General features: G+C 60.3%; 18 protein-coding genes. 9 read left to right on the top strand and 9 right to left on the bottom strand.

The genetic code is table 11. The annotated features are described in order from the left end of the window. The first annotated feature begins 19 nt into the window (after positions 1-19). On the top strand, positions 20-982 hold the full coding sequence (locus NK667_RS27805; protein WP_054048279.1) for a LysR family transcriptional regulator: 963 nt from the start codon (positions 20-22) through the stop codon (positions 980-982). Here the strand turns inward: NK667_RS27805 and NK667_RS27800 are convergent. The 3 genes from NK667_RS27800 to NK667_RS27790 all read right to left on the bottom strand — a co-directional run bounded on the left by NK667_RS27800 (position 924) and on the right by NK667_RS27790 (position 5,380). After that, complete coding sequence (locus NK667_RS27800) at positions 924-1,136, bottom strand: PA3496 family putative envelope integrity protein (RefSeq protein ID WP_082356652.1); 213 nt, start codon at positions 1,134-1,136, stop codon at positions 924-926. The genes NK667_RS27805 and NK667_RS27800 overlap by 59 nt on opposite strands. Before the next feature lie 230 nt (positions 1,137-1,366). Then, positions 1,367-2,233 (bottom strand): transcriptional regulator HexR, encoded by an 867-nt coding sequence (hexR, locus tag NK667_RS27795; RefSeq protein WP_008027445.1) that lies wholly within the window; start codon positions 2,231-2,233, stop codon positions 1,367-1,369. A gap of 273 nt (positions 2,234-2,506) precedes the next feature. After that, positions 2,507-5,380, bottom strand: coding sequence for an EAL domain-containing protein (locus NK667_RS27790; RefSeq protein ID WP_054617084.1), 2,874 nt, complete (start codon positions 5,378-5,380; stop codon positions 2,507-2,509). A 258-nt stretch (positions 5,381-5,638) separates the two neighbouring features. Here NK667_RS27790 and uvrD point away from each other — a divergent pair, with 258 nt between their 5' ends. The 4 genes from uvrD to NK667_RS27770 all read left to right on the top strand — a co-directional run bounded on the left by uvrD (position 5,639) and on the right by NK667_RS27770 (position 10,025). Continuing rightward, positions 5,639-7,822 carry a DNA helicase II gene (gene uvrD, locus NK667_RS27785; protein WP_054048276.1) on the top strand — a complete coding sequence of 728 codons (2,184 nt, stop codon included), beginning with the start codon at positions 5,639-5,641 and terminating at the stop codon, positions 7,820-7,822. A gap of 159 nt (positions 7,823-7,981) precedes the next feature. After that, positions 7,982-8,422, top strand: a complete 441-nt coding sequence (locus NK667_RS27780) for an EamA family transporter (RefSeq protein WP_054617085.1) — start codon at positions 7,982-7,984, stop codon at positions 8,420-8,422. A gap of 178 nt (positions 8,423-8,600) precedes the next feature. Then, positions 8,601-9,470, top strand: a complete 870-nt coding sequence (locus NK667_RS27775) for a Tim44 domain-containing protein (protein ID WP_054617086.1) — start codon at positions 8,601-8,603, stop codon at positions 9,468-9,470. A 147-nt stretch (positions 9,471-9,617) separates the two neighbouring features. Continuing rightward, positions 9,618-10,025 carry an SMI1/KNR4 family protein gene (locus NK667_RS27770; protein ID WP_007943369.1) on the top strand — a complete coding sequence of 136 codons (408 nt, stop codon included), beginning with the start codon at positions 9,618-9,620 and terminating at the stop codon, positions 10,023-10,025. A gap of 158 nt (positions 10,026-10,183) precedes the next feature. On the opposite strand, the gene NK667_RS27765 is transcribed toward NK667_RS27770, so the two are convergent. Continuing rightward, the gene (locus NK667_RS27765; RefSeq protein ID WP_054617087.1) at positions 10,184-11,947 is read right to left on the bottom strand and encodes a cation:proton antiporter; all 1,764 of its coding nucleotides are present in this window, start codon (positions 11,945-11,947) and stop codon (positions 10,184-10,186) included. Positions 11,948-12,149: 202 nt separating this feature from the next. On the opposite strand from NK667_RS27765, the gene NK667_RS27760 reads away from it, so the two are divergent. After that, positions 12,150-12,632, top strand: a complete 483-nt coding sequence (locus NK667_RS27760) for an acyl-CoA thioesterase (RefSeq protein WP_054048268.1) — start codon at positions 12,150-12,152, stop codon at positions 12,630-12,632. A 118-nt stretch (positions 12,633-12,750) separates the two neighbouring features. On the opposite strand, the gene pdxY is transcribed toward NK667_RS27760, so the two are convergent. Continuing rightward, positions 12,751-13,623 carry a pyridoxal kinase PdxY gene (gene pdxY / locus NK667_RS27755; protein ID WP_054617088.1) on the bottom strand — a complete coding sequence of 291 codons (873 nt, stop codon included), beginning with the start codon at positions 13,621-13,623 and terminating at the stop codon, positions 12,751-12,753. 118 nt (positions 13,624-13,741) lie between these two features. Between pdxY and NK667_RS27750 the strand changes: the two genes are divergently transcribed. Further along, entirely contained in the window at positions 13,742-14,155 is a 414-nt protein-coding gene (locus NK667_RS27750) for a DUF3301 domain-containing protein (RefSeq protein WP_054048264.1), read from the top strand. 125 nt (positions 14,156-14,280) lie between these two features. On the opposite strand, the gene NK667_RS27745 is transcribed toward NK667_RS27750, so the two are convergent. After that, a complete protein-coding gene (locus tag NK667_RS27745) occupies positions 14,281-15,255 on the bottom strand; it encodes a CobW family GTP-binding protein (protein ID WP_054617089.1) in 975 nt (324 codons plus the stop codon). Positions 15,256-15,282: 27 nt separating this feature from the next. On the opposite strand from NK667_RS27745, the gene NK667_RS27740 reads away from it, so the two are divergent. Beyond that, positions 15,283-15,639 carry a hypothetical protein gene (locus tag NK667_RS27740; RefSeq protein ID WP_054617090.1) on the top strand — a complete coding sequence of 119 codons (357 nt, stop codon included), beginning with the start codon at positions 15,283-15,285 and terminating at the stop codon, positions 15,637-15,639. Between the two features lie 4 nt (positions 15,640-15,643). Here the strand turns inward: NK667_RS27740 and NK667_RS27735 are convergent, their stop codons facing one another. Then, positions 15,644-16,312: a DUF1826 domain-containing protein gene (locus NK667_RS27735; protein WP_054617091.1), complete on the bottom strand. Its 669-nt coding sequence runs from the start codon at positions 16,310-16,312 to the stop codon at positions 15,644-15,646. Then, positions 16,312-17,517 (bottom strand): zinc metallochaperone GTPase ZigA, encoded by a 1,206-nt coding sequence (gene zigA, locus NK667_RS27730; RefSeq protein ID WP_054617092.1) that lies wholly within the window; start codon positions 17,515-17,517, stop codon positions 16,312-16,314. The genes NK667_RS27735 and zigA overlap by 1 nt, the downstream gene beginning before the upstream one ends. 191 nt (positions 17,518-17,708) lie before the next feature. Here zigA and NK667_RS27725 point away from each other — a divergent pair, with 191 nt between their 5' ends. Beyond that, a complete protein-coding gene (locus tag NK667_RS27725) occupies positions 17,709-18,086 on the top strand; it encodes a hypothetical protein (RefSeq protein WP_054617093.1) in 378 nt (125 codons plus the stop codon). Here the strand turns inward: NK667_RS27725 and NK667_RS27720 are convergent. Continuing rightward, positions 18,083-19,285: an N-acetylmuramoyl-L-alanine amidase gene (locus NK667_RS27720; protein ID WP_054617094.1), complete on the bottom strand. Its 1,203-nt coding sequence runs from the start codon at positions 19,283-19,285 to the stop codon at positions 18,083-18,085. The two genes, NK667_RS27725 and NK667_RS27720, sit on opposite strands and share 4 nt — an antisense overlap. Between the last annotated feature and the right edge of the window lie 36 nt (positions 19,286-19,321).

The raw sequence follows: 19,321 nt of genomic DNA, 5'->3' as shown, positions 1-19,321 counted from the left end.
TGGCCGGAGCCCGCCAAAAATGCGTAAGTCATTGATGCGTATGACATTGCGTCAATTGCAGATTTTCAATGAAGTCTGTGATTTGCGGTCCTACAGCCGCGCGGCTGACGAAATGTCCCTCACACAACCTGCCGTGAGCCTACAGATTCGTCAACTTGAGGAGCTGATTGGTCAGCCTTTGTTCGATTACGTCGGCAAAAAGCTCTACATGACGGAGGCAGCGGAAGCGCTTCAGCGCGCCAGCCGGGACATTTTCGGACGCCTGGAAAACCTCGATATGCAGCTGTCGGACATGCAGGGATCGTTGCAGGGCCAACTGAAACTGGCGGTGGAATCCAGCGCCAAGTATTTCGTGCCGCACCTGTTTGCCGCGTTCAAGCGCCAGCACCCGGAAGTGAACCTGCACCTGACCGTGGTCAACCGTGGCCAGGTCATCCGGCGCCTGTCGGACAACCGCGATGATCTGGTGATCATGTCGATGGTGCCACAGGACATGGGCCTGGAATTCCTGCCGTTCCTCAACAACCCGATCGTCGCCGTGGCGCCGCCGGATCATCCGCTGTGCCACATGGGGCCGCTGCGTTTGCAGGATCTGGAGCCTTACACGCTGTTGATGCGCGAACCGGGGTCGGGGACGCGGATGGCCTGCGAAGAGTATTTCAAAGAGAAGCGTGTGCACTTCACCCAGACCCAGGAGGTCGCGTCGGCGGAAGCCCAGCGTGAGTGTGTGTTGGCGGGTCTGGGCCTGGCCTTGTTGACGCGCCACGCCCTGAACCTTGAGTTGGCGACCGGCGCACTCATTGAGCTGCCGGTCGAAGAGCTGCCGTTGTATCGCAGCTGGTGCCTGGTGCAGGCCAAGGCAAAACGCCTGTCACCGGTAGCGCACGCATTCCTTGCGTTTATCCGCAGCGAACGGGTGCAGATCAGCGCGCTGGTTGAGCGTTTCGACGGGAAGTTGCCGGTGCTGCCTGCCAGTAGTTGAGTTCCAGATCCTCGGGGAAATCACCGATCTCAGCCAGAAGCTGGCGGCGTTCGCAGCGATCTTCGATAGCGCGGCGGAATTCCATGCGGCGCTGGTCTTCTTGCTGGCGACGGGTTCTGAGGGCGCTGTTGCGTTCTTCGTAGGGCTGGGCCATTTCGGGTCTCCCAAGGCGAGTACGGGAGTTACACGATGAACGCCGGGGATGACGGTTTGGCGGCGGGGGGATGACAGTGAGATGAAACTCACCAAATGATGTGGTGAGTTTGACGACGCCTTCGCGGGCAAGCCTCGCTCCTACAGGGGAACCGCGTCCGTCAGGACAACTCGGCCAAATGTGGGAGCGAGCTTGCTCGCGATTAAGGTCGGAACGACCTTACGACGACGTCAGTCGTCCAGCGCTTTCACCGATTTAGGCGACAGCCGCAAGCTGCGCAGGCTGCGCTTGACGCTCTTGAGGTGGTTGACCAGGCTCGGCCCGCGGGCCATGGCCACGCCCATCGCCAACACGTCGATCACCACCAGGTGGGCGATTCGCGAGGTCAGCGGTGTATAGATTTCAGTGTCTTCGTGCACATCGATCGCCAGATTGACGGTCGACAACTCGGCCAACGGCGTCTGGCTCGGGCACAAGGTGATCAGCGAAGCGCCGCTTTCACGGACGAGGTTCGCGGTGATCAACAAATCCTTGGAACGCCCGGACTGGGAAATGCAGATCGCCACATCGGTCGGCTTCAGCGTCACCGCCGACATCGCCTGCATGTGCGGGTCGGAATACGCCGCCGCTGTCAGCAGCAAGCGGAAGAACTTGTGCTGCGCATCCGCCGCCACCGCGCCCGACGCGCCGAAGCCGTAGAACTCGACCCGCTGCGCCTGGGACATCAGCGACACCGCCCGCTGCAATTCCACCGGATCGAGCTTCTCGCGAACCTCCATCAACGTGTGCAACGTGGTGTCGAAGATTTTCAGGCTGTAGTCAGCGACCGAATCGTCTTCATGAATCGCGAACTGCCCGAAACTCGCACCGGCCGCCAGGCTTTGCGCCAGCTTCAGCTTCAAATCCTGGAAACCCGAGCAACCGATGGCGCGGCAAAACCGCACGATGGTCGGCTCGCTGATCCCCACGCTGTGGGCCAGGTCGGCCATGGAACTGTGCATCACCGCCGCAGGATCAAGCAGCACATGGTCAGCGACCTTGAGCTCCGACTTGCGTAACAGGTGGCGTGACTGGGCGATGTGTTGCAGCAGATTCAAAGGGTTCGACTCTTTGTTATTGGCAGTTGCCGGGGATGTAGCACGCTTGTAGTTATACTACATGAATCGGCTTTTTGCCTGCTCAATGCGTAACTCGATATCCCCATTCCACGCGTTATGCGCTCCATGTAGCACCTTTGGCCTTTGTAGCAGCTGGCGCAGCCTGCGTTCGGCTGCGCAGCAGTCGTGAAACCTGAATACCCAATTTTGCTGTTAAACCGCATAACGCCTATTCACGACTGCTGCGCATCCGAACGCAGCCTTCGGCAGCTGCTACAGAGGGTTGGCGTCCTTTCGCAGCAGTTCGGCCAGATCCACCGCTTCTATCGGACGACTGATCAAATATCCCTGCACTTCATCACAGCGCTCGCCTTTCAAAAACGCCAGCTGCTCTTCCCGCTCCACACCTTCGGCCACGACTTTCAGCGACAAGCCATGCGCCATGGCGATGATCGCCCGGGTAATCGCCGCATCTTCGCTGCCCTCCCCCAAACCACGGATAAACGCCTGATCGATTTTCACGTAATCCACTGGAATGCGCTTGAGGTAACTCAGGGACGAATACCCGGTGCCGAAATCGTCGATCGCCAGTTTCACGCCCAGGTCGCGCAACTGCTGGAAGGTCGCGATGATGTGTTCGACGCTGTCCAGCAATTGGCTTTCGGTGAGCTCCAGCTCCAGGTAATGGGGCGCCAGACCGGTTTCTTCCAGCACCTGACGCACCAGACTGACCAGTTTGCCCTGGCGCAATTGATGCACCGACAGGTTGACCGAGACCCGGATCGGCGCCAGCCCTTGGCGCTGCCATTCGCAAGCTTGCCAGCAGGCCTGGCGCAACACGAACTCGCCGATCGGGCCGATCAGCCCGGTTTCCTCGGCCAAGCCAATGAAATCGTTTGGCGGTACCCGGCCCATGCTCGGATGGTCCCAGCGCACCAGGGCTTCGGCGGCATTCAGACGACCGGTGTCGAGGCACAGTTTCGGTTGGTAAAACACTTTCAGCTGCTTTTCTTCGATGGCTTTGCGCAGTTGGTTTTCCAGCTGCAAACGCTCAAGGGTGCTGGCTTGCAGGCTCTCGGTATAGAACTGGAAATTATTCCCGCCCAAGTGTTTGGCGTGCTGCATGGCCATGTTCGACTGGCTGACCAGCGCGGAAATTTCCCGGGCGTTGTCTGGCAACAAGCTGATGCCCATGGACGCGCTGACCACCAGTTCATGGCCATCCACCGTCACCGGCAAGCGCAGCTTGGTCGACAGGCGCGTCGCCACTCGCGCCAGGCTCGACAGGTTGCCGTAGGCGTCGAACAACACCGCAAATTCATCCCCGGACAGCCGCGCAATGGTGTCCGCCTCGGGCAATGCGTTGACCAGCCGCCTGGCCATTTTCTGCAATAACTGATCGGCGATTTCATGCCCAAGGCTGTCATTGAGCAGCTTGAAACGATCGAGGTTGATGTGCAGCAACGCCAGACTGCGCCGCCCGCCCTGCCGAACCCGTTGATGGGCTTCGCGCAGTCGTTCGCGGAACAGCGAACGGTTGGCCAGCCCTGTGAGTTCGTCGTAATGCGTCAAGTAGCGCATGCGTTCTTCGGATTCGCGCCGTGCGGAGAGATCGGCGAAGAAGCCCACAATGTGACTGACCTTTCCCCGAGAATCGCGCACAGCGTTGAGTTGCAGCCACTGCGGGTAGAGCTCGCCGTTCTTGCGAGTTTCCACCAGTTCACCTTGCCAACTGCCGTGTTGCTCGAGGGATTGATGAATCGCGCCGTAGTGCCGACGGGCATCGCGACTGCAGGGCAACTCCACAACGTTGCGCCCGAGCATGTCCTCGATGTCGTAGCCCGTTACCCGGCTGAAAGCCTGGTTGACCGCAATCAGCGCGTAATCCGGGTCGAAAATCACGATGCCTTCGCTGGCGGCTTCGAACACGGTGGCCGCCAGTTGTCGCTGTTCTTCCTGGCCTTTGCTCGCGCTGATGTCCCGGCGGGTGCCGACCATGCGAATCACCCGGCCACTTTCACTGCGCTCCACGGCGCGGCCACGGTCTTCGATCCAGACCCAATGGCCGTCGCCATGTCGCACGCGATATTCGATCTGGTAATCCTCGCTGCGGCCCTTCAAGTGCTCGACCAGCGCGCGCTTGAGGGACGGCACGTCGTCCGGATGCAGGCGCGGCCGCAGGTGACTGAGCATGGCCGTCACATACTCTGGCGCCAGGCCGAACAACTCCTGGATCTGGGTGTGATGGACCTCATCGGTTTGCAGGTTCCAGTCCCACAGCCCCAATTCGCTGGCCTTCAACGCCAGCGCCAGGCGCGCTTCACTCTTGCTCAGGGCCTGAGTGGCGGCGCTCAGTTCCTGACTGCGCTCGGCCACGCGATTTTCCAGTTCGATCTGGGCTTCGCGCAGCTCTTCTTCCGCATGGCGGCGCTGGTCGATTTCCTTGGCCAGTTCGTAATTGAGCTGATCGCTCTTGGTCTGGGCCAGTTGCAAATGCTCGATCAGCGCCTGGTTCTGGAAGCGTCGCAGCAAGCCGCGATCAATCAACCGATTGACCTGCCAGGCCACCACGCTCAACGCGCCCAGCAGGATCAGGCCGAACCAGCCCCAACCTTGCTGCTGCTCGTCGCCGCCCCAAAACATATAGCCGATGGCCGGCAACAGACAGGGCAAGGTAAAGGAGAGAAATGCCGGCAGGCTGACCGCGTAGGCCACGCTGGCCGAGAGCGCTGCGGCGCCGATCAGGCCGAAGACCCAGGCTTGCTGGATGAAAGTATCGGCGGGGACCAGCGCGATGCCGGCGCCGGCGAGGGTCAGGCCGGTCATGGCCGAGCCCAGCAGAAACATGCGAATCCAGATCGGATGGGCCTGGCGGTTGGGGATCGCCGAATCGAAAGCCGCCACTTGAATTACCCGAAGCGCCACCAGTGACAATAACCAGACCAGCCAGACGCTGACCAGGAAGTAACGCTGCGGGCTCCAGAGCAGGCCGGCGCAGACCAGGCCATTGATCAGCATGAACAGCGTCGGCAACAACGAGCCCTGGTACAGCAGGCGCGTGCGTTCGACCGCCATTTCCATGGCGTACTGTTTGCGGATAACCCGGGGCTCCACAGAGGGGCCCGACAGGTCGGAGCTGAGGGTCATAGTCAATATTCTTGTTCTTATAATGAGCGTGGTGAGCCCGAATTGTGCACGGAGCATACACAAGCAAGGGCCGGGACCAAACTGCTCCAGATCACAAAGTAGACCAAAGTATCGACCGCCGGCATCGATATAAAAGCCTCCAAGCGAGCCCCGCCGCCACTTGCAGCCAGTGACCGACCGGTCGTCCTCCGCAGATCTTTCATCGGCTAAATCAAAGCGGGGTTTGCCCGGTGTGGCGCCGCCCCCTAGAATGCCCCGATGCGCGATGATCTCTCCCTTCTGCTGAACTCCCTCAACGATGCCCAACGCCAGGCCGTAGCTGCCTCCGTGGGTCGTCAGTTGGTCCTGGCCGGTGCTGGTTCCGGTAAAACCCGAGTGCTGGTGCACCGTATCGCCTGGTTGATCCAGGTCGAGAACGCCTCGCCCCACTCCATCCTGTCGGTGACCTTTACCAACAAGGCCGCTGCGGAGATGCGTCATCGCATCGAGCAGTTGATGGGGTTGAACCCTGCCGGCATGTGGGTCGGCACCTTCCACGGCCTGGCGCACCGCTTGCTGCGGGCGCACTGGCAGGAAGCCGGGCTGAGCCAGACCTTCCAGATTCTCGACAGCGACGACCAGCAACGGCTGGTCAAGCGGGTGATCCGCGAGCTGGGCCTGGACGAGCAACGCTGGCCGGCCCGTCAGGCCCAGTGGTTCATCAACGGGCAGAAAGACGAAGGTCTGCGTCCGCAACACATTCAGGCCAGCGGCGATTTGTTCCTGGCGACCATGCGCAGCATTTATGAAGCCTATGAGGCTGCGTGCCTGCGCGCGGGCGTCATCGACTTCTCCGAATTGCTGCTGCGCGCCCTCGACCTGTGGCGCGATCACCCGGGCCTGCTGGCGCACTATCAGAAGCGCTTCCGCCATATTCTGGTGGACGAGTTCCAGGACACCAACGCCGTGCAGTACGCCTGGCTGAGGCTGCTGGCCAAGGGTGGCGACAGCCTGATGGTGGTCGGCGACGACGACCAGTCGATCTACGGCTGGCGCGGCGCGAAAATCGAGAACATCTATCAGTACTCCGACGACTTCCCGGATGCCGAGACTATTCGTCTGGAGCAGAACTACCGCTCTACCGCCGGCATCCTCAAGGCTGCCAACGCCCTGATCGCCAATAACACCGGGCGCATGGGCAAAGAGCTGTGGACCGACGGCGGCGAAGGCGAAGCGATCAATCTGTACGCCGCGTTCAACGAACACGACGAAGCGCGTTATGTGGTGGAAACCATCGAAAGCGCGCTGAAAACCGGCTTGGCTCGCAGCGATATCGCGATTTTGTACCGCTCTAACGCCCAATCCCGCGTTTTGGAAGAAGCCTTGCTACGCGAGCGCATTCCTTACCGCATCTATGGCGGCCAGCGCTTCTTCGAGCGCGCGGAAATCAAGAACGCCATGGCTTACCTGCGCTTGCTGGAAGGCCGTGGCAACGATGCGGCACTCGAGCGGGTGATCAACGTGCCGGCCCGTGGCATCGGCGAGAAAACTGTCGAAGCGATTCGCGACCACGCCCGTCATAGCGATGTGTCGATGTGGGAAGCCATGCGCCTGCTGGTAGCGAACAAGGGCCTCACCGGTCGTGCGGCCGGCGCTCTCGGGGCGTTTATCGAGCTGATCGAGAACCTCGCCGCCAAGTGCATGGACATGCCGCTGCACCTGATGACCCAGACCGTCATCGAGCAGTCCGGACTGATTGCCTACCACGAAGCGGAAAAAGGCGAGAAAGGCCAGGCCCGGGTAGAAAACCTTGAGGAACTGGTCAGCGCCGCGCGCAACTTCGAAAACGCGGAAGAAGACGAAGACCTGACGCCATTGTCGGCGTTCCTCGGCCATGCGTCGCTGGAAGCCGGCGACACCCAGGCCGACGAGCACGAAGACAGCATTCAGTTGATGACCCTGCACAGCGCCAAAGGCCTGGAATTCCCTTACGTGTTCCTGGTGGGCATGGAAGAAGGTTTGTTCCCGCACAAGATGAGCCTGGAAGAACCGGGTCGTCTTGAAGAAGAACGCCGCCTGGCCTACGTCGGTATCACCCGGGCCATGCAGAATCTGGTGATGACCTATGCTGAAACCCGTCGCCTGTACGGCAGCGAGACTTACAACAAAGTGTCGCGTTTCGTACGTGAAGTGCCGAAAGGCCTGATCCAGGAAGTGCGCTTGTCCAACAGCGTCAGCCGCCCGTTCGGCGGAGGTCAGCAGCAGAGCTCCAGCAGTTTGTTCGGCGGCAGCGAAATCCCGGACACCGGTTTCAGCCTGGGTCAGGCGGTGCGGCATTCGGTGTTTGGCGACGGCGTGATCCTGAATTTCGAAGGCGCCGGGGCACAGGCTCGGGTGCAGGTGAACTTCGGTGAAGGCAGCAAGTGGCTGATGTTGGGGTATGCAAAGCTGGAAGCGATCTAAAGCCCGGCACCGGACTTATGTGGGAGCGGGCTTGCTCGCGAAAGCGGTGGATCAGCCAACATTTCTGTTGAAGGGTAAATTGCTTTCGCGAGCAAGCCCGCTCCCACAGGATTGTGGGTTACCTCCATGATGACGGTTGACCTTATATAGGGGCAAACCATGGGCTCAGGCTTCTTTTCTTCCTGGACATTCTGGGCCCTGTTATCGGCGGCATTTGCCGCCATGACCGCGATCTTCGCCAAGATCGGCATCGAAAACGTCAATTCCGACTTCGCCACCCTTCTGCGCACGATGGTGGTGCTCGTCAGCCTGGCCTTGATTTTGTACGCAACGGGCCAATATCAATCATTAGGATCGATCTCTGCCAAGAGCTACCTGTTCCTGCTGTTGTCAGGACTGGCGACCGGTGCCTCATGGATTTGCTACTTCCGCGCGCTGAAACTCGGTCCGGCCTCTCTGGTCGCTCCGGTAGACAAGCTCAGCGTGGTGCTGGTGGCGGTGCTCGGCGTGATCCTGCTGGGCGAGAAGCTCGACCTGCGCCAATGGGGTGGTATCGGTTTGATTACCGCCGGTGTCGTCATGCTGGCGCTACGACGCTAGGTATCTTTCCTACAAGACTTATCCACTTGTCCTACGGACCAAAGTAACAAGCCTTATTGCGCTGACTGAAGCTGAACGACACCTGTCAGGCAAAAGCCCGAAACACTCTGCCGCTAGCCAGTAACACTTCAGCTGTGCAACATGGCTCGCGTGCAATCCACAAATGGGAATTCCCCTTATGAAACGTTTTCTTAGCATCGCCATGGCCTTGTGTATCGGCCTGACGATGAGCCTCGACGCCAACGCCAAGCGCTTTGGTGGCGGTAAAAGCGCCGGCGCTGCGCCGACCCACCAGACCAGCCAAATGGCACCTTCTTCTGCCGCAGGCGGCGCTGCTGCCACTGCCGGTGCTGCCGGTGCCGCTGGCGCTGCGGCCAAGGCCGGCGGTGCTTCGCGCTGGCTCGGCCCTCTGGCCGGTATCGCGGCCGGTGGTTTGCTGGCCTCCATGTTCATGGGCGGTGGCTTCCAGGGCATGCAGATCTTCGACATCCTGATCATGGCCGTTATCGCGTTCCTGATCTTCCGCTTCATCGCCGCCCGTCGCCGCAAGCAGCAGGACCAGCTGGCTCCAGCCGGTGCGCCGATGCAGCGTGAAACGTTCCAGAACCAACCTGCCGGCGGTTCGATCTTCGGCGGTTCGGCAGCACCTGCCGCAGCTCGTCCGGTGATCAACGCGCCAGCCTGGTTCAATGAACAGAACTTCCTCGAAGCGGCCCGCAACCATTTCCAGTCCCTGCAGCAGCACTGGGACGCCAACGAAATGGACAAGATCGCCGAGTTCGTGACCCCGCAAATGCTGGAGTTCCTCAAGCGCGAACGTGCTGATCTGGGCGACGGTTTCCAGTCCACGTACATTGATAATCTCCAGGTACAACTGGACGGCGTGGATGATCGTGCCGACAAGACTATCGCTACGCTGACCTTCAGCGGCGTGTCGAAGACCTCGCGTTTCGACCAGGGCGAAGTGTTCAGCGAAAGCTGGAACATGGAACGTCCACAGGGCGAGAACCAGCCTTGGCTGGTCGCCGGTATCCGCCAGAACGGCTGAACCGACTCGCGTTAAACCTGTCGCAATGCTATCCCTATAAAAGCCCCGGCCTCGGCCGGGGTTTTCTATTTCGCGGTTGCATCTATAGCGAGCTACTGTATAAACCGCCCCAACTAAACCGCGCCATCAAGCAAGAGGATCCCGGACGTGGAAGAAATCATCGAACAACTGCGTGAAGCCAACGAACCGGTACCGGTCCCCTTGGAGTTGCCCGACGAAGATCAGATCGTGGAAATCGAAGAACAACTGTTCATCGACATCCCGTTTGTCTTCAGAGAATTTTTGCTGACCGTCAGCGACGTGGTCTACGGCAGCCTGGAGCCGGTCACTGTGACCGACCCGCAATCCCACACCTACCTGCCGGACGTTGCCGCCAACGCCTGGGACGCTGGCGTTGATCGCAGCATGATCCCGATCTGCCAGGACGGTGACGACTACTACCTGGTCGAAGAGGACGGCACCGTGGTGCTGTGGCAAGCCGAAGAAGAACTGATTGCCGAAGAAACCTGGGAATCGGTGTGGCACTGGGCGCGGGACGTCTGGCTGGAAAGCTGATAGAACCCTACGGATCCATGTGTAGCAGTTGCCGAAGGCTGCGTTCGGCGGCGAAGCAGCCGCAAATCGGGCAATGGGGTGTTCCAGGCTGACCGGGCTTTCCGGGTTTACGACTGCTGCGCAGCCGAACGCAGGCTGCGCCAGCTGCTACAGAGGCTTCAATGCCCGGACGATTCCTTGTGATTGTCCAGGGTCTCCAGCAAGGCCACCTGCATGCGCGTGTGCACGCGGATGAACCAGCGCCAGAGCAGCGCCGCCACGGCGGCGGTGACCACAGCGATCAATACCAGCAACTTGTTGGTCGGCAAAATACTGGCCGACAAGGCTGCCAGCAGCAGGAAGATCACCAGCAGCGAGAGGATCGGGATCACTTCGGCGATCACCCGACGCACTCGCTGCGTGTGGCGGCCAGCCATCTCCGGCTTCACGCCCATCTCTGCCAACAGCATCGATAGCGCCTTGAGCTTGCGATAGGCGGCGATCAGGAACGGCAAGGACACCAGCAACGCCCCACCCCAGATCAACGCTTTCTGCCAGCTCGGATCACTGATCCAGCCTTGCAGATATTCGGACATGCGATCGGCAAAAAATGCGCCCGAAAAGAAAATCGCAATCACCAGCGCCAGATTCACCCCGACCTGCAACAGAATCCGCCGGATCATCGACGCCAGCAGCGCGCCTTCGCCCTGAGGCTGAATGCTGCGCAGCCATTCGCCGTACATCCCCAACACGCGACTCAGGCGCCCAGGCATGACCGCCGCCAGCTTGATCGACAGCGGATCGGCTGCGCGAATCAGGTACGGCGTCAGCAGCGTGGTGATCACCGAGACAGCCACCGCCACTGGATAAAGGAAGTTGCTAGTGACCTGCAGCGTCATGCCCAGCGCGGCGATGATGAAGGAAAATTCACCAATCTGTGAAAGCCCCATCCCCACCCGCAGTGAGGTGCGTCCGTCATTGCCGGCGATAAAGGCGCCGAGGCCGCAGGACAACATCTTGCCCAGCACCACCGCCACGGTAATCACCGCGATGGGCCAGGCGTATTGCAGCAGGATCAATGGATCGAGCATCAGCCCGATGGCAACGAAGAAGATCGCACTGAACAGGTCGCGAACGGGTTCGATCAAGCGCTCGATTTTCAGCAATTGGCGGGATTCGGCCATGATCGCGCCAATCAGGAAGGCGCCGAGGACCATGCTGTATTCGAGTTTGACCACCAGCAGGCAGAAGCCGAAACACAGGCCCAGCACGGTGATCAACAGCATCTCGTTGCTTTCGAATTTGGCCACGTAGGCCAGCAATCGCGGCACCAGCAAGATGCCGATGACCAGCGCGACGATCATGAACAGCGAGAGCTTGCCGACTGTGGAGAACACTTCGCCGGAACTGACCGTGCCGCTGACCGCGATGCTCGACAGCAAGGCGATGATGCCAATACCGAGGATGTCCTCAACGATCAGCACACCGAAGATCAACTGCGCGAAGCGTTCGTTCTTCATCTTCAGGTCGTTGAGCGCCTTGACGATGATGGTGGTCGAGGAAATCGCCAGGATCGCCCCGAGGAACAGCGAATCCATGGTGTTCCAGTCGAACCAGCGGCCGATTTCGTAGCCGATCCAGATCATCAGCACGATCTCAAGGAACGCCGCGATAAACGCCGTGGCCCCGACCTTGAACAGTTTGCGCAGGCTGAACTCCAAGCCCAGGCAGAACATCAGGAAAATCACCCCGAGCTCAGCGAGGGTCTTGATGGTTTCTTCATCGTGGATCAGGCCGAACGGCGGCGTGTGCGGGCCGATGATGAAGCCGGCGACGATGTAGCCGAGCACCACCGGTTGCTTGAAGCGATGAAAGAGCACGGTCACCACGCCCGCGACCAACATGATCACTGCCAAATCCTGGATGAAACTGATGGCATGCATGGTATGGGGCTCCTTGAGATCGACTCTCCGGAGCGTAACACCGCGACTTCCGACAGAAAGGCGGTGCAATATATGGAAACAGATCGATCAGAGCGTGACGACAGCCACCTGCCCGGCGTCCCGATATAGGTTGGTTTGAAAAGCCAGCTACGCACCCGCAGAGGTGCGCTCCCGAAATCCTGCCTTGACCCGTGAGAACGCTATGGAACCCGGAAACGCCCAACTGTCGATGACGGTATTGATGACTCCCGACATGGCCAACTTCTCTGGCAATGTCCACGGTGGCACCCTGCTCAAGTACCTCGACGAAGTGGCCTACGCCTGCGCCAGCCGTTATGCCGGCCGCTACGTGGTGACCTTGTCGGTGGATCAGGTGATTTTCCGCGAGCCGATTCATGTCGGCGAGCTGGTGACCTTTTTGGCCTCGGTCAACTACACCGGCAACACCTCGATGGAGGTGGGTATCAAGGTCGTGACCGAAAACATTCGCGAGCGCTCGGTGCGCCACACCAACAGCTGCTTCTTCACTATGGTCGCGGTGGATGACCAGCGCAAACCGGCCACCGTCCCGCCGCTGCAACCGCAGAACAGTGAAGACAAGCGCCGCTTCATCCAGGCCCAGCAGCGTCGGCAGATTCGTCAGGAACTGGAAAAGCGCTATCAGGAGATCAAGGGCGACGCCTGAGCCATTCAGTCAGTTTGAGGGTGTTCTTTAGATAGCCTTCGCGAGCAAGCCCGCTCCCACAGTTGAACGCGTTCTCCTGTGGGAGCGGGCTCGCTCGCGAATGGCCTCGACGCCGAACTCAGAGACTGATCGGCGTCGCTTCAAACCGCACCCGAGGATGGGCGATCCGGTCCTGCGCCCGCACCAGTTCCAGCTCATAGCTGGCGCAGGCCTGGGTTTCCAGCAACACCTCATGCACCGCTGCCGCCGTGAATTCGAACGCCGCCACCAAGCTGTCACCCAACAGCACGCGGGCGAGGAACAACCCGGACGTCAGGTCCCCCACGCCCACCGGCTGACGCGGAAACGCCAACAACGGCCGACGCAAATGCCAGCTGCCTTCAGCGGTCACCAGCAGCATCTCGAAAACCTCTTCAGGTTTGCCGGGATAGTCCAGATGCTTGACCAACACCGCCTTCGGCCCACGCGCCAGCAGCGCTCGCGCCATGGCCAGGCAATCGAACAGCGACTGCGGCTTGCGCCCCGAGAAGCTGTCCAGCTCCAGCTGATTCGGGCACATGAAGTCCGCCACGGCGGCCGCTTCTTCCAGCAGGAAATCGCTGACTTCGGTCGGCACGCTGCAACCTTTTTCCGGGTGGCCCATCACCGGGTCGCACAAATACAGGGCCTTGGGGTTGATCGACTTGATCCGCGCCACGCCCGTGAGGATCGCCCGACCCTGGGCCGCACTGCCGAGGTAGCCCGACAGCACCGCATCGCAGTTACCCAGTTCACCAATCGCGGCGATGCCTTCCACCAGCTCGGGAATCTGGTGCGGCGGCAATATTTCACCCGCCCACTGCCCGTACTGCGTGTGGTTGGAGAACTGCACGGTGTTGAGCGGCCAGACATTCACCCCGACCCGCTGCATCGGGAAAACCGCGGCGCTGTTGCCAGCGTGGCCGAACACCACGTGGGACTGGATGGCGAGCAGATGGGGCGTACGTTTCATGCGGTGAGTTCCGTAAAACGATTGAAATTCGAGCCGCGCAGTATGCGACTAAACGCAGTCTGTACGACAGACCGGCGACACAGTTAAGCTGGCACTATCTTGTTGGAGCACTTTGTTGATGCTGACCCTCGGAAATATCTTCGTGCTAATGCTGCTGGCCACTGGCGCCGCGTGGCTGTGGCATAACCACGGTTTGCGCGAGCGTGCGCTGGAGCGGGTCAAGCAGCATTGCGCCAAACTCGAAATCGAGTTGCTCGACGGTAACGTGGCGCTGAAAAAAATCGGTTTTATCAAAGATGCCAACGGCCGTCGACGTTTGGCGCGGGTGTACAACTTCGAATTCACCGTGACGGGCGAAACGCGTCACACCGGGACGATTACCCAGTTCGGTGCGCACAGCGCGCAGATTGAGCTGGCGCCTTATCCGATGCCGTTCGACGACACGCCGCCAGTGGTTGAAGTGGTGAAGCCGCGTGGTGAAGTGATTGAGATGAGCCAGTGGCGACAAGAACACACGAAGTGGCGTCCTTGAAGGGTGATGTCGTCAGTTAGAACCATTCGCGAGCGAGCCCGCTCCCACAGTTGATCTTCAGCGCACGCGCATTTCGTGTACTACGTGGATTCCCTGTGGGAGCGGGCTTGCTCGCGAAGACGGCCTCAAACACCGCGCACATATCGGCACCTGGCTAAACCATTCTGCAGTTCATCGACATCCTGCGACTCACTGAAAATCAGCTCAATCCGCGAATCCTGCCGCCATTCACTCGGCTGCCACGCCAACGCCGAGTTATCCACCGCATTCGCTGAAACCCAACCCTCGCCACTGTGGATAACCAACTTCGCACGCCGCCAGGCAAGGCTTTCAAGCCACAGCGTAACGAGTGCCGAATCAAACATCTGACTCGGATGCCAACGCCAGCCAATACTCCAGCCGCCCTCCTGGTCCTGACTCAAGCAAATCGGAAACGCGGGATCAGTCCAGATCGCCGGCATCTGCGCCAAGCCTTTGGGGACGACTAAGTTATCCACACCCGCGACACCTCGAGCCTCAAGCCCCGGCAATTCGCTCAACGGAAAAACCGCTTGCTGTGTCCAATACAACGGACGCATCGGCAGCAGTGCCTTGATCCGCTGGCGATCCTCATCATCGAGACCTTGCGACTTGTTCAACAGCAACAAACCCGCGCTATTCAGTGCCTCCTGTTGCGCCGCCGGCAGCGCTTTCCCGGCCGCAATCGCTTGGGCGTCCAGTACCAACACACACGGCTGAACCGCCAGCACCCCGAGCCACGGCGCCTCGCTCAACTGGCGCAGCAACTGCGCCGGATGCCCCAGCCCGGAAGGCTCGATAAACAACCGATCCGGCCGCGCCTTGCGCAGCAGCCGCCCGAGGCCAATCTGGAATGGCGCACCATTGACGCAACACAAACAGCCCCCGGCCACTTCGCCCAGTGCGATACCATCGGCGTCCTGGGTCAGCAGCGCGGCGTCGAGGCCGATCTGGCCGAACTCGTTGATCAGCACCGCCCAGCGCTCATGCGCCGGCCGCTGCGCCAACAGGTGCTTGATCAGGCTGGTCTTGCCGGCGCCCAAGGGGCCGGCGATGACGTGAGTGGGGATGTTCTGCAACATGGTCGAAGGTTTCTGAGGAGGTAGAGAATGCGGTTGATGGGATTGTCGTTGCTGTTGGCGCTGACGTCGGGCGAGGCGCTGGCCCAAGCGTGCGTGGTCCATAGCCAAGGGGAACGGCTCGACGTGAAGGTCTGCCAACAGAACCGCAACATCCCGGAAAAACTGTTCGCCGACGGTTTTTGCCAGCCGAACCTGCCCGGGCAGAAAGTCGAAGTGCAATACGTCGACCAATGCCCCACCGGCGCTTTCGGCGTGTGCAGCAACGCCCAAGTCGCCAATATGCCTTACCGCCAGGATATTCACTATTACGGCGTGGCCACCGATGCGGCGTATTTGAAGCCGTTTTGTGAGGCACAGAGCCAGGGAAACTGGCTCAAACCCTGAGCCGTCAGCTCAGCCAGTCGAGGGTCAGGATCAATCGTCGCTCGCCTGGCGCTGGTTGCGGCGAACGGTGGATCAAGCCGAAGCCTTCGTTGCCGTGCCATTTCTCGCCTTTGAGCAACGCCACGTCGCCGCTGTTGATTTGCTGGATCGACGACGGCGGTTCGGCCTCGGGATTGCCCAGTTGCCGACGATCCATCGCCCCTTCCTTCAGCCACTCACTGCCGATGCCGACGTAGGTAGTGATCAGCCGCACCGGCACGTGATCGACGTGGAAGCGCGGGCACATGGCCTTGTCCAACACCCGCAAGCGCAGGCCAACGCGCTTGGCATCGAGCAAACAGGCGAACGCGCTGACCAGCCAGGACACGTCGGTGATAAAGCCTTCGTAGCCTTCCAGATCGCTGAAGCTAGAAGCCAATCCGCGCAGGTTTGGCTCGGCGTCTTCGGTGAGCATTTCCAGGGACAACGCCTCGGCCAAGGGCTCGTTCATCGACAGCAACAGGCTGGCGAAATCGGCGATGTGCACCGGGAGTTGGCGCTGCCAGACGGCGAGATTGGCGTCGTCGTGGAGGATTTTTGTCAAGACTTTCGGGTTGGCTCCGTGATGTTGGCGTGGTGTACGAGCGGACGCCTTCGCGAGCAGGCCCGCTGCCACAGGGTTGAGTGTGAGCATCAGGCCGCCTCTTCGTGCCAGGGGCCGAACGGGTCTGGCAGCAGGCGCCAGCCTTCTATGCCTTGGGCCATTTCATCGTCGGTGAGCAGGCAGTTGTCGAGTTCGGCGGCGAGCAGCGCGAAGTCGATGTTCTGGCCGATGAACACCAGTTCCTGGCGGCAATCGCCGGTGCTCGCGGTCCAGTTTTCCATAATCCCGGCGGTGCTTTCTTCGTCCTGCGGCCATTGGGTTTTCGGCACGAAACGCCACCAGCGACCGGCAAAACCGTGGCGCATCAAACCGCCGGCCTGGGACCAGCTACCGGCGTCCATGTGCTTGCTGGCCAGCCAGAAAAACCCTTTGGAGCGCAGCAGTTTGCCATTCACCCACGGGCGGTCGATGAAGCTGAAAAAGCGCTGTGGATGGAACGGTCGGCGGGCGCGATAGGCCGTGGAGGCGATGCCGTATTCTTCGGTTTCCGGCACGTGCTCGCCGCGCAACTCCTGCAACCAGCCCGGGGCCTGGGCAGCTTTTTCGAAGTCGAAGCGCCCGGTGTTGAGGATCTTTTCCAGCGGAATTTCACCCATGACCATCGGGATGATTTCCGCCTGGGAGTTGAGCCGTTCGAGGATCGCAATCAGCTCTTGGCGCTCGCTGCTGCTGATCAAGTCGATCTTGCTGATCAGGATCACGTCAGCGAATTCGATCTGCTCGATCAGCAGGTCAGTAATCGAACGCTCATCCTCCTCGCCCAGGGTTTCACCACGGGACGCTAGGCTTTCGGCGGCCTGGTAGTCGAGCAGGAAGTTCATGCCATCGACCACGGTAACCATGGTGTCGAGCCGGGCGATGTCGGCCAGACTCTGGCCGTCTTCGTCGCGGAAGGTGAAAGTTTCCGCCACGGGCAGCGGTTCGGAAATCCCGGTGGATTCGATCAACAGGTAATCGAATCGACCGTCCTTCGCGAGTTTGCTGACTTCTTCCAGCAAATCCTCGCGCAACGTACAGCAAATACAGCCGTTGCTCATTTCCACGAGTTTCTCTTCGGCGCGGTTCAGGCTGACATCGCGCTGGACTTCGCTGCCATCGATGTTGATCTCGCTCATATCGTTGACGATCACGGCGACCCGCAAATTATCGCGATTACGTAGGACGTAATTGAGCAACGTACTCTTTCCGGCGCCGAGAAAGCCCGACAAGACGGTCACGGGGAGACGATGGGGCATCAGGTATTCCTCACAGGATATGGCCGGTCGAAGCGCCGGCTGAGGGCGTTCGCGCAGCTCTTCATGTTCTTGGGGCACAGGGGAAAGCGTTATTTGATGTTATAGTATAACGGTGCAAATAAGCCACTCCCCTCTTGCTCACCACGACAAAGGGCCCGATGCTTGAGCCTGTTCGCTCCTTGAGAAACGCCATGGGAAACGTCCTGAAGTATTCGCTGCTGGGTCTTTCGCTGCTAGTCGCCGTCGATGCCTGGGGCCAAATCCCGACACTGGCGAAATGCACCCGCAGCGCCAATCTGCTCGCGTGTGTCGACCCCGACGGCAACGCCTACAGCGTCAACACCGTCGGTAGCACGATCTATCTGCGAGGCTTTGAAGTGGTCGGGAAACGCTATTGGGCGCAGACCAGCAGCCGCTACGGGCAACTGACGTTTTTCACCGGGCTCGCCTCCGACGGCGAAGCCTGGATTGGCTACACCCGCCGAGTTGGCTGGACCACCATCAATCGGTTTTCCAGCTCCGGCGGTAGCAGCGGCAAATTCACCTGCAGCCGGGTTGCCGGCTGTTAGGCCTGGGCTTTTTTCTGTTCCTGCTGCCAGGCGACGTAGCTGTTGAGCGGCGGATTCTTCTGGAAATAGCGCTGCAGGCCTTCGAACAATCCGTCAGCCACGGCCTGTTGATGCCGCGCCGTCACCAGCCGCTGACTGTCGCGGGCGTTGGAAATGAAGCCGGTTTCCACCAGGATCGATGGCACGTCCGGCGACTTCAGCACCGCGAATCCGGCCTGTTCCACGCGCTTCTGATGCAGCGTGGTGATGCCGGCCAGGCTGCCAAGCACGGTGCTGCCCAGTTGCAGGCTGGCGGCGATGGTCGCGTTCATCGACATATCGAGAATCACCCCGGCGAGCATCGGGTCCTTGTCCTTGAGGTTGAGCAGGCTGGTGGCGCCCAGCAGATCGGCGCCGTTCTCCCGCTGCGCCATGAACCGGGCCGTGGCCGAGGTCGCGCCGCCTTCTGACAGGCAATACACCGACGCGCCGGACGCTGTGAGCCGTGGCGCGGCATCGGCGTGCACCGAGATAAACATGTCGGCGTTGTGCTTGCGGGCGATCTCCACGCGTTTGCGCAGCGGGACGAAGAAGTCGTCGTTGCGCACCAGTTTCACGTCGTAGCCCTTCTCGCGTTTCAGTCGTTTGGCCAGTAGTTGAGCGATCGACAGCACCACGTCTTTTTCCCGCTCACCTTTGGCACCGACCGCGCCCGGGTCTTTGCCGCCGTGGCCGGGGTCGACGACCACGATGATGTCGCGCTTGGGGTGAGCCTTGTCGATGATCGGCTCAGGGATTGGCGCTGCTGCAATCTGCATCGGCGTAGCGGTCTTCATATCGAGCACCAGTCGATGGCCCTGCCCGTCCTGGGGCGGCAGTTGAAAACTGTTGAGCTGCACTGGCGCGCTGAGGTCGAGGACGATTCGGGTGTCGCCCTGACCGTAGTGGCCGGAACGGATTGAGCGGATCACCGTGTTGTTCAACGCCAACTGACTGAAATCGCCGCTGAGGTTCGCGCCGCTCAGATCGATGATCAGCCGCTCGGGCGAACTCAGGGTGAACGTCTTGAATTGCACCGGCCCACTCAGATCGAACACCAATCGCAACTTGTCATCCGAATGCCAGAGCCGTGCGTTGCGAATCTGCGTGGCCGAAACACCAAAGGGTAAAGCGAAGGCCGCGCTGGCCAGAATCAGGTTGAGCAAGTGACGTCTGTGCATGGTGAAAGCCCGCTGGCGAAAAAGGCATCGTCGATG

Source organism: Pseudomonas nunensis (assembly GCF_024296925.1).
Classification (GTDB): domain Bacteria; phylum Pseudomonadota; class Gammaproteobacteria; order Pseudomonadales; family Pseudomonadaceae; genus Aquipseudomonas; species Aquipseudomonas nunensis.
This window is presented reverse-complemented; position numbering and strand designations above follow the sequence as displayed.

Coding starts and splice junctions, on each gene's coding strand:
- NK667_RS27805 (WP_054048279.1), top strand. CDS start 20: ATGCGTAAGTCATTGATGCGTATGACATTGCGTCAATTGCAGATTTTC.
- NK667_RS27800 (WP_082356652.1), bottom strand. CDS start 1,136: ATGGCCCAGCCCTACGAAGAACGCAACAGCGCCCTCAGAACCCGTCGC.
- NK667_RS27790 (WP_054617084.1), bottom strand. CDS start 5,380: ATGACCCTCAGCTCCGACCTGTCGGGCCCCTCTGTGGAGCCCCGGGTT.
- uvrD (WP_054048276.1), top strand. CDS start 5,639: ATGCGCGATGATCTCTCCCTTCTGCTGAACTCCCTCAACGATGCCCAA.
- NK667_RS27780 (WP_054617085.1), top strand. CDS start 7,982: ATGGGCTCAGGCTTCTTTTCTTCCTGGACATTCTGGGCCCTGTTATCG.
- NK667_RS27775 (WP_054617086.1), top strand. CDS start 8,601: ATGAAACGTTTTCTTAGCATCGCCATGGCCTTGTGTATCGGCCTGACG.
- NK667_RS27765 (WP_054617087.1), bottom strand. CDS start 11,947: ATGCATGCCATCAGTTTCATCCAGGATTTGGCAGTGATCATGTTGGTC.
- NK667_RS27760 (WP_054048268.1), top strand. CDS start 12,150: ATGGAACCCGGAAACGCCCAACTGTCGATGACGGTATTGATGACTCCC.
- pdxY (WP_054617088.1), bottom strand. CDS start 13,623: ATGAAACGTACGCCCCATCTGCTCGCCATCCAGTCCCACGTGGTGTTC.
- NK667_RS27750 (WP_054048264.1), top strand. CDS start 13,742: ATGCTGACCCTCGGAAATATCTTCGTGCTAATGCTGCTGGCCACTGGC.
- NK667_RS27745 (WP_054617089.1), bottom strand. CDS start 15,255: ATGTTGCAGAACATCCCCACTCACGTCATCGCCGGCCCCTTGGGCGCC.
- NK667_RS27740 (WP_054617090.1), top strand. CDS start 15,283: ATGCGGTTGATGGGATTGTCGTTGCTGTTGGCGCTGACGTCGGGCGAG.
- NK667_RS27735 (WP_054617091.1), bottom strand. CDS start 16,312: ATGCTCACACTCAACCCTGTGGCAGCGGGCCTGCTCGCGAAGGCGTCC.
- zigA (WP_054617092.1), bottom strand. CDS start 17,517: ATGCCCCATCGTCTCCCCGTGACCGTCTTGTCGGGCTTTCTCGGCGCC.
- NK667_RS27725 (WP_054617093.1), top strand. CDS start 17,709: ATGGGAAACGTCCTGAAGTATTCGCTGCTGGGTCTTTCGCTGCTAGTC.
- NK667_RS27720 (WP_054617094.1), bottom strand. CDS start 19,285: ATGCACAGACGTCACTTGCTCAACCTGATTCTGGCCAGCGCGGCCTTC.